Below are 11,293 nucleotides of genomic sequence, written 5' to 3'. Positions count from 1 at the left end.
ACATGTTCGAGTCGGGCATCATCGACCCGGCCAAGGTGACGCGCTCCGCGCTGCAGAACGCCGCCTCCATCGCGGCGCTCTTCCTCACCACCGAGGCTGTCATCGCCGAGAAGCCCGAGAAGACCCCCGCCGCCCCGGCCATGCCGGGTGGCGGCGACATGGACTTCTAGGTCTGTTCGCTCGCGAAGCCGAAGCACAAGAGCGGCCCGGATCTTCCGGGCCGCTCTTGTGCGTTGACGGCGTGTTCGTTGACCGCGTGTTCGTTGACGGCGGTCAGACGCCGTAGACCGGGACGATGTGGCCGCGGGCCAGCGTGTTGGCCGTGATGTTGAAGCCGACCACCGCCGGGCTGGCGTCGCCGTCCACGCCCAGCTTGTCGACGCCGAGGGCGTGGACGGTGAAGACATAGCGGTGCGGGGCGCCGGGCGGCGGGGCCGCGCCGCCGAAGGCCTTGGCGCCGTAGTCGTTGCGGGCGTGGGCGGCACCCTCGGGCAGCCCCTTGAAGTCGGGGGCGCTGCCCGCGCCCGCGGGCAGCTCGGTCACCGAGGCCGGCAGGTCGAACAGCACCCAGTGCCAGAACCCGCTGCCCGTGGGGGCGTCGGGGTCGTAGCAGGTGACGGCGTAGCTCCGGGTCCCTTCGGGCGCGCCGGACCAGCGGAGCTGGGGCGAGACGTTCTGGCCCGTCATGCCCCAGTCGTTGAAGACGTGCAGGTCGCTGAGCCGCTCGCCGTCCTGGATGTCGTCGCTCTCGACCACGAGCGCGGGAACCGACGGCAGGTGTTCATGGGGCAGCGGTGCTGGCACGGCATCCTCCTAGGTAGGCAAGCGTTCCTGATCGCCATCCTAGAAGCGGCCGGGCCGGTCGCCGGTCATGGCGTCGCCGGTTCCCGCGCGGGGCGCGGTCACATGGCGAGCTGCGCCGGCAGGGGCTTGTCGTGCAGGACCGTGAGCGAGGTCACCGCACGGGTCAGGACGACGTACAGCCGGGCCAGGCCGCGGGGCTCGGCGGCCACGATGTCGGCGGGCTCGACCACGATCACGTGGTCGTACTCCAGACCCTTGGCGAGCGTGGCGGGGACGACGAGCAGGCGGTGCTCGCCCTCCGGGGCGTCGGGGTCGAGCACGGAGTGCGGACGGCCGGACAGCGCCCGCGAGACCTCACCGACCAGCGCGTCCGGGACGATGACGCCGATCGAGCCCTCCTGGGCGAGGGCCGCGTCGGCGGCCTCCGCCACCGAGCCGCCCGGGCGGATGCTCAGCGAGCCCGCGCCGGGGCGCAGGGACCGCGGCGCGGCCAGTCCGGGGGCGATGGACGGCAGCAGCCGGGCGGCGAAGTCGAGCACCTCGCGCGGCACGCGGAAGCCGAGCGTCAGCTCGGTCACCTCGCCCTCGGCCTGGCCGAGGTGCTGGAGCACGCTCTCCCACGAGCTGGTGGACCAGGGCGTGGTGCCCTGGGCGAGGTCGCCGAGCACGGTGGCCGAGCCGTTGCGGCAGCGGCGGCCGAGCGCGCGAAGCTGCATCTCCGACAGGTCCTGGGCCTCGTCCACGACCAGGTGGCCGAGCGAGGGGGTGCGTTCCATGAGGTCGCGCAGCTCGTCGAGGAGCGCGGCGTCCGCCGCCGACCACTTGGCGGACTTGTGGCTGCGGTACGGCTTCGGCCAGAGGAGCAGGCTCTGCTCGTCGGGCGACAGGTCGGACCTGGCGGCCCTGGCGAGGAACTCCGGCTCGGCGAGCAGCCGGTAGAGCACCTGCTCGGGCGTCAGCTTCGGCCAGACCGCGTCCACGAGCTGCTTGACCGGCTTGGAGCGGGCCACGGCGTCCTGCACCCGGTCGTCGGGCGACTCGCCGCGCTGCTCCATCCGCACCAGCACCAGGTGGGCCAGCCGTTGCGCGAGCGCCGCCCGTCCCGGCAGGTAGCGGGTGGTGCCGCGCAGGGAGGCGACGATCTCGCGCACCTCATGGTCGGCCACCCGGTAGCGGTAGGCGCCCTTGGTGAACACCAGGCCCTCCTCCGGCTTCACGATGTGCAGCCAGAGCGCGCGTTCGAGCACCGTGGCCATCCGGGCGTCGCCCTTGACCGCGGCCACCAGCGGGTCCTCCGGGGCGGCGTGCTCGCCGAGCAGGCCCGCCACGGTCGTCTGGTCCACCTTGACCTCGCCCAGCGCGGGCAGGACCGAGGAGATGTAGGACAGGAACGCGCGGTTGGGGCCGACGATCATCACGCCGGACCTGGCCAGCCGCTCGCGGTGGGTGAACAGCAGGTAGGCGGCCCGGTGCAGGCCCACCGCGGTCTTCCCGGTGCCGGGGGCGCCCTGGACGCAGACGGTCTGGGCGAGCCCCGAGCGGACGATCTCGTCCTGGTCGGGCTGGATCGTGGCGACGATGTCGCGCATGGGGCCGGTGCGCGGGCGCTCGATCTCCTCGGTGAGGATCTTCGACGGGCCGAGCTCGACGTTCCCCTCGCCCAGGGGCTCGTCCTCGTACGCGGTCAGGGTGCCGCCGTGGTAGCCGAAGCGGCGGCGGCGTACGACGCCCATCGGCTCGGCCGGGCTCGCCTGGTAGAAGGCCCGTGAGACCGGGGCCCGCCAGTCGATGACCAGCGGCTTGCTGCGGGCGTCGTGGACGTGCCGGCGGCCGACGTAGATCGTGCCGGGCAGGTCGTCGCCGGACTCGCGGTCGAGCCGGCCGAAGAACAGCGGGGTGTCCGGGTGGTCGGCGAGGGCGGCGACGCGCTGGTCGAGGAGGGACTGGAGGATCTGCTGCGACACCCAGTCGCCGGCCGCGTCGGCGGAGAGTGACTGGGCGTGGGTGCGCATCGCCGTCAGCGCGGCCCTGGACTCGGCCAGGTGCCGTTGCTCGGCGGCGAGGACGTCGGCGGGTATGTCGGGGGCGAGTTGGTGTGCGGGCATGCGAAAGTGCCTCCTCGTCGGGAGTCGGAGGTGGTCAAGGTAGCGAATCGGTCAGTTTAGCCATGCGCGGCGAGCGCTTCCACAGCATTTACCGGCGGACGGGCGTGCCTTGGGCAACGGCGGTTGGCGTTCCGGGGGCGCGGGTAAAACGTGGGGATGGCGCGGGTGCGGGTGTCGCCGATCATCCCCACGATCGCGAGTTTCCTGCTCGCGGCGCTCTGGGGGTTGTCGGTGTTCGCGGGCTGGGGTCTGGAGGCGTTCTGCGCCGGGGGCGACGAGGACTGTCCGCGGCGGCTCGGCACGGTCTCCACGGTGTCGGGCCTGTTCGCGACGCTGGCCGCGTGCTGCACGGCGGCGGCCTGGCTGCTGCCGGTCTCGCGCGGCGACCTGCGGGTGTTCGGGCGGCTCATGGGAGCGGCGGTGCTGGCGTGGGTGCTGGCCGAGGGCGTGCTCTTCGTCGGCGGGCTGCTGGCCCGCCGGCCCTGAGCTGAGGACAACCTGGGAATACCGAAAAAATCGGGCATATCAGGTGGGTTTGCCGGATCATGGGGGTATGTCGCAGGCGGCGTGATAGTACGCAGGTGAGGGGGGTGGTTCGATTGTCGACGGCCCGCGGAGTCTCGTGGACGTGACACCACGTCGAGCGCTCGGCCGCTCACGCGCGAGCGGCCGGGCCTTCACCCGCTGAGAGCCACCCTCAGACGCCGTCGTGCACGTCGTCGGCGTCGATGATCTGGTAGGCGTATCCCTGCTCGGCCAGGAAGCGCTGCCGGTGCGCCGCGAACTCCTGGTCGACGGTGTCGCGGCTGACCACGGTGTAGAACCGCGCGCCCCCGCCGCCCGCCTTGGGCCGCAGCACCCGGCCGAGCCGCTGGGCCTCCTCCTGGCGCGAGCCGAACGTCCCCGACACCTGGATGGCGACGGACGCCTCCGGCAGGTCGATGGAGAAGTTGGCGACCTTCGACACCACGAGGACCTGGATCTCCTTGTCGCGGAACGCCTGGTAGAGCCGCTCGCGCTCCTTGACCCGGGTCTCGCCCTTGATCACCGGCGCGCCGAGGTGCTCGCCGAGCTCGTCGAGCTGGTCGATGTACTGGCCGATGACCAGCACCTGCTCGCCCGCGTGCCGGCGCACCAGCGCCTCGGTGACCCGCGTCTTGGACGGCGTGGTCGCGCAGAAGCGGTAGCGCTCCTCCGACTCGGCCATCGCGTACGCCAGCCGCTCCTCGTCGGTGAGCGTGACCCGCACCTCGACGCAGTCGGCCGGGGCGATCCAGCCCTGGTTCTCCATCTCCTTCCAGGGCGCGTCGTAGCGCTTGGGGCCGATGAGCGAGAACACGTCGCCCTCGCGCCCGTCCTCGCGTACCAGCGTGGCCGTGAGCCCCACGCGCCTGCGGGCCTGGAGGTCGGCGGTCATCCGGAAGATCGGCGCGGGCAGCAGGTGCACCTCGTCGTAGACGATGAGCCCCCAGTCGCGCGCGTCGAACAGCTCCAGGTGGCTGTAGACGCCCTTCCGCCTGGTGGTCATCACCTGGTAGGTGGCGATGGTGACGGGGCGGATCTCCTTCTTGTTGCCGCTGTACTCGCCGATCTCGTCCTCGGTCAGCGACGTGCGCTTGAGCAGCTCGGTCTTCCACTGGTGGGCGGAGACGGTGTTGGTGACCAGGATGAGCGTGGTGGCCTGGGCGTGGGCCATGGCGGCCGCGCCCACGATGGTCTTGCCGGCGCCGCAGGGCAGCACGACCACGCCGGAGCCGCCGTGCCAGAAGGCGTCGGCCGCCTCCTGCTGGTAGGGGCGCAGCGACCAGCCCTCCTGGGCGAGCTTGATCGGGTGGGCCTCGCCGTCGACGTAGCCGGCCAGGTCTTCCGCCGGCCAGCCCAGCTTGAGCAGGGCCTGCTTGACGTTGCCCCGGTCGCTCGGGTGCACGACGACCGAGTCGGCGCCGAGCCGGTCGCCCAGCATCGGCGCGATCTTCTTGGAGCGCAGCACCTCCTCCAGCACCGCGCGGTCGCTGGAGGTGAGCACCAGGCCGTGCACCGGGTCCTTCTCCAGGCGCAGGCGGCCGTAGCGGGCCATCGTCTCGGCGATGTCGACGAGCAGCGCGTGCGGCACCGGGTAGCGGCTGTGGCTGATGAGCGCGTCGATGACCTGCTCGGCGTCGTGGCCGGCGGCGCGGGCGTTCCACAGCGCCAGCGGGGTGACGCGGTAGGTGTGGACGTGCTCGGGAGCGCGTTCGAGCTCGGCGAACGGCGCGATGGCCTTGCGGCACTCGTCGGCCTTGTCGTGGTCGACCTCGAGCAGCAGAGTCTTGTCCGACTGGACGATGAGCGGGCCGTCGTTCACGGACATCCCTTCCTACGGTTGACCCTTATCCAACACAGCCGACGGCAGGGAAAGTCCCGGAACGGGTCATCAATCGTCGAGATAGCCGTTGAGGCCGAGGAAGAGGAAAAGGCCGATCATGAGGACGAAGCCGAGCCCGAACAGGACCCAGCTCCACATCACCATGCTACGTGCCGCGCGGGGGTCGGAGCCCGCCCTGCCGAGCGCCAGCCCGGCGAGGATCGCCCCGGGCAGGCCGAGGACGTTGCAGCAGGAGACGAGGGCGAGGAGGTTGAGCACGAGGGAGACGATGGCGTTGGCGCTGGGCCCCTCGTTGCGCGGCGGCGGCGGATAGCCGTAGCCCGGCGGGGACTGCTCGCCGTAAGGGGCGCCGTAGGGCTGGTAAGGGTAACCCGGCGGGTCCTGTTGGGTCATCGTCACCTCCAGACACGTCAACACTTATCACGGAACCGGACGGGCCCGGCCGCGTGATCAGCGTGCCGGCTAGAGGCGGGCGCGCACGGCCTTGCGGTCGAGCTTGAGCACGCTCGTGACCGGGATGTCGTCGACGAAGCGGATCTCGCGCGGGTACTTCACCCGGCCGACGCGGTCGCGGGCCCACTCGACGAGCTCCTCGGCGCTCGCCGTCGCGCCTGGTTCGAGCTGCACGAACGCCACGACCTCCTCGCCGTGGCGGGCGTCGGGCCGGCCCACCACGCAGGAGCGGGCCACGTCGGGGTGCTGGTCGAGGGCGTACTCGACGTCGCGGGGGAAGACGTTGAAGCCGCCGCGGATGATGAGGTCCTTCTTCCTGTCCACGACGTGGAGGTAGCCGTCGTCGTCCACGCAGCCGATGTCGCCGGTGCGCAGCTCGCCGTCCACCAGCGTGGTGCCCTCGGGGTCGGGCTCGTGCTCGCCCCAGTAGCCGAGCATCAGCGACTCGCCCGCGACGCAGATCTCGCCGACCTCCCCGGCCTCCACCGCCTCGCCGTCGCCGTCGCGCACGACGATCGAGTAGCCGGGCAGCGGCAGGCCGACGCTGCCGATCCTGCGCCGGCCCGGCGGGTTGAAGGTGGTGACCGCGCAGGTCTCGGTCAGGCCGTAGCCCTCCAGGATCTGCACGCCGGGCAGCCGGCGCTCGAACTCCTCCAGCAGGCTCCGCCCCAGCGGGGCGGCGCCGCAGGTGAGATGGGACAGCTCGGGCAGCGCGTACGACTCCAGCGGCTCGGCGAGCAGCATCTGGAGCATGGCGGGCACGACGGTGCCGTAGTGGACGCGCTGGCCGCCGGCCAGCTTGAGGAACTGCCCGGGGTCGAACCAGCGCATGAGCACCGCGTGCTGCGGCTCGGTCGCGTGCATCCAGGCGATCGTGACGATCAGCCCGTACGAGTGCGACAACGGCACCGGCACGATGATGCGGTTCTTGCCCTCCTGGTGGGACATGTCCCAGACGGCCTTGCCCACCTGCCAGAGGCCGCGGTGGCTCAGCATGACGCCCTTGGCGCGGCCGGTGGTGCCGCCCGTGTACATGAGGGCGGCCAGGTCCCCGGGGTCCCGGGCGACGGGGCCGCGCCCGGGTGCCCGTTCGAGCTCGGCGGTGTCCACGTGGACCGGGATGTCCACGCCCGTGGCCCGTACGGTCGCCTCCAGCTCGGGGGAGGTGACGATCGCCACGGCGCCGCTGTCGAGCAGGATGTGCCGCAGCTCCTCCGCGCCCACCAGGAACACCACGGGGGTCACCACCGCGCCGGCCGCCCACAGTGCCTGGTAGAGCACCGGGACCTCGGGCGAGTTGGCCATCATGACGGCCACCCGGTCGCCGGGCCGTACGCCCGCCGCGACGAAGCCGCCGCACATCCGGCGCGCGCGCTCGGCGAGCTCGTGACTGCGGTGCCAGACCCCTTCGTAGTACATGGCGTCGTGGTCGGCGAAACGGCCCCAGGACTCCTCGGCCAGCCGGCCCAGCGTCTGCTCGGTCACATGCCCAAACTGCTGGGTGGGGGAGCGTGACGTCAAGACCTGCCGGCCCCCTTGACTGATCACTGTGGAGGATGTCTTCATTATCGGTAAATAAAGTGATATCTCCTACTCGGGCCATTTGAGTTTTCACGGTGGCCTAGATCGTGTAAATGTGGGAGATCTGGGATGCGGGTTGGCGTCCCAGGTGGGGAACACCTGGTCAGGCCGGTACGGTGACGCAGCGCGACCGGCTCGTGCGGCACGGAGAAAGTCGTGCTCGCACGGTAATTAGTGGAGACAAGTTTCGTGTCCAGCTCCGAGGTGACTTCGTGACCGACACGCCTCAACCAGGCGAGCTCGACCTTGATCACTTGACGTTCACGCGGCGCCGCCCGCCGCCGGACGTCCGGCCCATCCCCGGGGAGCTCGCCCGGCGGGAGGCCGACGCCCTGCTGCGCTCCTACCTGGAGCCGCACTGCTTCCCCGAGGCCGTCCGCAGGCTCTCCGCCCGCCATCTGCTCGTGCTCGTGGGCGAGGAGGAGATCGGCAAACGGCTGGGCGGGCTCGCCCTGCTGTCGCGCATGTCGCTGGCCGAGAGCACGATCACCGTCCTGTCGCCGGCCAGCACCGTCGCCGAGCTGATCGGCGGGACCGAGTACGCGCCGGGGCGGGCGTACCTGCTGCACGACTGGATCGCGGTCGGCACCGACCCGGCCGCGCTGTCCGTCCTGGCGCGCGAGCTGGCCGAGCTCGGCTCCTACCTCGTCATCACCCGCGACGGCGCGCCCTCGCGGGCCGTGGAGGTCGAGCAGCCCTGGGCCGCCCCCGACCCACGGGAGCTGTTCGACCTGTGCCTCAGCACGTACGACCTGCGCGTCGGCCTGGCGCCCGACACGCTCGTCAAGGCCCGGCACCGGGCGGCCGAGCTGCCCACGCCCGCCCACGTCGTCCGGCTGGCCGCCGGGCTCGCGCCGGACGGGGCGCGGGCGGGCGCGGCGCGGGCGGCCGAGGAGGTCGCCGCCTGGTTCGACACCAAGCCGGCCATGCGGGAGGTGCTGGCCGCGGCGGCGCTGGCGTTCACCGGGCCGCTGCCCGAGGATGCCTTTCAGGCGCGGCTCGCCCGGCTCGACCCGATCTGGCAGGCGCATGAGAGCGGCCCGCCCGAACCTCCCCAGCCGCACCCGCTCATCAGCCGCGCCGGCGGGCAGGCCGGCTTCCCGACGCCGGAGCACCGCGGGCCGGTGCTGGCCGAACTGGCCGCCCGGTACGGGTTCTGGCTGTGGCAGCCGCTGCGCGCCTGGGTCAGGTCGCTGACCGGTGAGGATCCCGAGGTGCGCACGCGGGCCGCCGAGGGCGTGGCGGCGCTGGCCGCGTACGCGCTCAAGGAGGCGAGGGCCGAGTTCCTGGAGGTGTGGGCGGCGGGCACGGCGGGGGAGCGGCTGGCGGCGGCGGAGGCGCTGTCGTCCATGTGCGCCGGCGACACCCTCGCCCCCGAGGCGCTCCGGCTGGCGCTGGAGTGGGCGGCCGACCCCGCCCGCGCCACGACGGCCGCCGTGGCCCTGGGCGGCGACCTGGCGCTGCGCTACCCGGCCGACTGCGAGCGGGCCCTGCGGCGGCTGGCCGACGGCGACGGACCGGCCGCGGCGGTGGCCAGGCGGATGACGCCGGACGCCTGAGGCCTCAGCGACGGACCGGCCGTCGCGGCGGCCAGGCGGATGACGCCGGGCGGCTAGACCCCCGCCACCCCGGTGATGCGGTGCAGCGCGAAGCGGTGGACGGCGGCCCTGGTCTCGTCGTACGCGGTCAGGTAGCCGCCCTCCATCCTCGCCGGCTCCAGGATGCGCGAGGTCGCGTTGCCCTGCGAGTCGAGATAGCCGATCCACACCCGTACGCCCTGCTTGATGGCGTCCTGGAGGGCCGAGATCGTGGCCGTCGCGGGGCCGCGCGGGATCTGGCCGTCGGGAGCGTCCGCGGGCTCGCGCCGGGCGAGATGCGCCGCGTCGCCCGCGCGCAGCGCCCGTACGGCCGCCGCCGCCACGTGGGGGTCGATGCCGTTCGCCGGGGCCACCGCGCGCACCGGCGGCGCCGCCTCGGTGCGCCTGCTGTCGAGCTGCGAGATGATCACGTCGCCGTCGAGCGACTCGGCGACCGGGGAGTAGCCCATGGCCCGCAGCGAGTCGACCAGGGCCGCGCGCGAGGAACGGGAGGCGATGACCGTCGGGGCGAGCCTGCGCAGCCGCAGCGCGGCCGAGCGCCGGTCGGCGGTGATCTGGTCGAGCAGCGCCGGGTCGTCGCAGCGGACGTACGCGCTCGCCGTGCCCACCCGGATCCGCCCGTGCCGCCGCGCCACGTCGCCCACCAGGTAGGACAGCGCCTGCGGCATCGGCGTGGCCGAGTGGCGGGCCAGCATCGCCAGCAGCTCCTCGCCGCCGTGGCCCGCGTCGAGCGCCCGGCGGATCGACTGCTCGCTGAAGCGGTAGACGGTGGCCCCGCCCTTCGACTCGACGTCGGCGGTCAGCGTCATCCACCGGTTGAGCTCGCTGGTCAGCGGGCCCGGCGCGACCGCGGTCAGGTCGGCCTGCAGCAGCACGTGATCGACCGGCTCGGGCAGCAGCGGCGCCAGCGCGGCCGCCGCCGCCCCGGTGTCGCCGCCCTCCAGCAGCGCCCGCCCGTGCCCGGACAGCGCGCCCAGGCCCGTCACGCCGATCTGCTCGGCCTCGCGCAGGGCGAACTCGGTCAGCTGCTCGCGCAGCGGCCCCCGGCGGCGCGGCTGCTCCCACGCCAGGCGTTCGAGCACCGCGTCGCGGGACGGCGCGCGGCCCGGCGCCGCCGCCAGCACGCCCAGCGTCGCCGCCCGCACCCCGGGCGCGGCCGCGCGGCGCAGATCGGCGTGCAGGGCGTTGAGCGGGCGGTCGCGCTCGTCCCGTTCGCCCACCAGGCCCGGGACGCGGTCCATGTGCAGCCAGCTCGTGGCCAGCGTCACCCAGCGGTCGGCGGTGCCCCTGACCCGCCACAGGTCGTAGGCGGGGGTCGGCAGCCACTCGCCGTCCACGCCGCCGCCGGCCGCGATCAGCCCGGCCGCGTGCGCCACCTCGACGACCAGCGCCGTCACCCACTCCGGCAGGTCCAGGTCGGCCGCCGTGCGCTTCAGGTCGCGTACGCCGAGGCCGCCCGTGCGTAGCACGCCCGGCGGCTCGATGCTCCACCGCTCGCACAGCTCCTCGGCCGCGCGGACGAACATGAACGCCTGCCCGGCCGCCGTACGGTCGGCCAGCTCCCGATCGCGCTCGGGGCCCTCCAGTGGCGGCGGCTCCGCGGGCAGGCCGCGGTGCACCCGGCCGCCGCGCAGGTGCAGGCCCACCTCGCGGGGCAGCGTCACGCTCTCCTCGCCGGTCGCCGCGAGCAGGCCGCGGGCCAGCAGCTCCTCGATGGGGGAACGGGCGGTCGCGACGCGCACCTCGCGCCGGGCGTTGGGCACCCGGCCGGTCGGCGGGCCCCAGGCGAGCTGGTCGAGCGCGGCCCGCGCCTCCGCCGACACGGACGCGACCAGCGCGGCGGGGTCGGCGAGCGCCGCGGCCAGGCGTTCCTTGCCGGTGCCCGCGGTGCCGGGGGCGATGTCGTCGGCCATCTCGTCGAGCTGCTCGGGCGGGTGGTGCCGGAACGCCTCCACCGCGCGCGGGCCCAGGCCGGCCGGGTCCTCCAGCACCTTGCGTACGCCGGGGCCGAGGTCGAGTGCGTCGTCGGGGCCGTAGACGAGGGCGAGGTCGCGCAGCCGGTCGAGCGCCGCCGACAACGCCGGCTCGGCGGCCGGAGGGTCGCTGCGCGCGGACGGGGGCAGGGCCGCGGTGATGAGGGCGCTCAGGCGCTCCTTCGGCGTCGGGCCGTCCTGGACCGCCAGCGTCTCGACGACGGCCAGCGTGAACCGGTCGAGCCGGTCGAGCGCCCTGCCGATCGCCGACGGGCTGGCCGCGCGGGACGCCAGACCCTCCAGGTGCGCGGGCACCGGAGTGATCAGCTCGGGACGCGACGAGACGAGCGCCCGCAACTGGTCGTCGGTGCGTCCCCTGATCCACTCCGTGAACTCCATCGTTGCCATGGTATG

General features: G+C 73.4%; 8 protein-coding genes and 1 pseudogene. 3 read left to right on the top strand and 6 right to left on the bottom strand.

Annotated features, from left to right (window positions below; translation table 11 throughout):
- A pseudogene (gene groEL / locus ABD292_RS26095) lies at positions 1 to 170 on the top strand (chaperonin GroEL); the annotation flags it as partial.
- A gap of 103 nt (positions 171 to 273) precedes the next feature.
- Here groEL and ABD292_RS26090 read toward each other — a convergent pair.
- Positions 274 to 804, bottom strand: coding sequence for a YbhB/YbcL family Raf kinase inhibitor-like protein (locus ABD292_RS26090; RefSeq protein WP_329589271.1), 531 nt, complete (start codon positions 802 to 804; stop codon positions 274 to 276).
- 98 nt (positions 805 to 902) lie between these two features.
- Positions 903 to 2,909, bottom strand: a complete 2,007-nt coding sequence (locus tag ABD292_RS26085; protein WP_344211628.1) for a HelD family protein — start codon at positions 2,907 to 2,909, stop codon at positions 903 to 905.
- 156 nt (positions 2,910 to 3,065) lie between these two features.
- On the opposite strand from ABD292_RS26085, the gene ABD292_RS26080 reads away from it, so the two are divergent.
- Positions 3,066 to 3,395, top strand: coding sequence for a hypothetical protein (locus ABD292_RS26080; RefSeq protein ID WP_344211627.1), 330 nt, complete (start codon positions 3,066 to 3,068; stop codon positions 3,393 to 3,395).
- Positions 3,396 to 3,606: 211 nt separating this feature from the next.
- Here ABD292_RS26080 and ABD292_RS26075 read toward each other — a convergent pair whose 3' ends face one another.
- The 3 genes from ABD292_RS26075 to ABD292_RS26065 form a co-directional block, all read right to left on the bottom strand.
- On the bottom strand, positions 3,607 to 5,259 hold the full coding sequence (locus tag ABD292_RS26075; protein ID WP_344211625.1) for a DNA repair helicase XPB: 1,653 nt from the start codon (positions 5,257 to 5,259) through the stop codon (positions 3,607 to 3,609).
- A 63-nt stretch (positions 5,260 to 5,322) separates the two neighbouring features.
- On the bottom strand, positions 5,323 to 5,667 hold the full coding sequence (locus ABD292_RS26070) for a hypothetical protein (RefSeq protein WP_344211623.1): 345 nt from the start codon (positions 5,665 to 5,667) through the stop codon (positions 5,323 to 5,325).
- A gap of 69 nt (positions 5,668 to 5,736) precedes the next feature.
- Positions 5,737 to 7,212 carry a class I adenylate-forming enzyme family protein gene (locus ABD292_RS26065; RefSeq protein ID WP_344211621.1) on the bottom strand — a complete coding sequence of 492 codons (1,476 nt, stop codon included), beginning with the start codon at positions 7,210 to 7,212 and terminating at the stop codon, positions 5,737 to 5,739.
- A gap of 350 nt (positions 7,213 to 7,562) precedes the next feature.
- Here ABD292_RS26065 and ABD292_RS26060 point away from each other — a divergent pair, with 350 nt between their 5' ends.
- Positions 7,563 to 8,867 carry a hypothetical protein gene (locus ABD292_RS26060; protein WP_344211619.1) on the top strand — a complete coding sequence of 435 codons (1,305 nt, stop codon included), beginning with the start codon at positions 7,563 to 7,565 and terminating at the stop codon, positions 8,865 to 8,867.
- A 53-nt stretch (positions 8,868 to 8,920) separates the two neighbouring features.
- Here the strand turns inward: ABD292_RS26060 and ABD292_RS26055 are convergent, their stop codons facing one another.
- A complete protein-coding gene (locus ABD292_RS26055; RefSeq protein WP_344211617.1) occupies positions 8,921 to 11,278 on the bottom strand; it encodes a helicase-associated domain-containing protein in 2,358 nt (785 codons plus the stop codon).
- Positions 11,279 to 11,293: the final 15 nt, after the last annotated feature.

The organism is Nonomuraea bangladeshensis (genome assembly GCF_039529455.1).
Lineage (GTDB): Bacteria > Actinomycetota > Actinomycetes > Streptosporangiales > Streptosporangiaceae > Nonomuraea > Nonomuraea bangladeshensis.
Note: the sequence above shows the minus strand (reverse complement) of the source record. Positions and strands in the feature narration are given on the sequence as shown.

Bases quoted from the DNA above. Each gene is read 5' to 3' on its own strand.
- ABD292_RS26085 (WP_344211628.1), bottom strand. From the start codon at position 2,909: ATGCCCGCACACCAACTCGCCCCCGACATACCCGCCGACGTCCTCGCC.
- ABD292_RS26055 (WP_344211617.1), bottom strand. From the start codon at position 11,278: ATGGAGTTCACGGAGTGGATCAGGGGACGCACCGACGACCAGTTGCGG.
- ABD292_RS26070 (WP_344211623.1), bottom strand. From the start codon at position 5,667: ATGACCCAACAGGACCCGCCGGGTTACCCTTACCAGCCCTACGGCGCC.
- ABD292_RS26080 (WP_344211627.1), top strand. From the start codon at position 3,066: ATGGCGCGGGTGCGGGTGTCGCCGATCATCCCCACGATCGCGAGTTTC.
- ABD292_RS26075 (WP_344211625.1), bottom strand. From the start codon at position 5,259: ATGTCCGTGAACGACGGCCCGCTCATCGTCCAGTCGGACAAGACTCTG.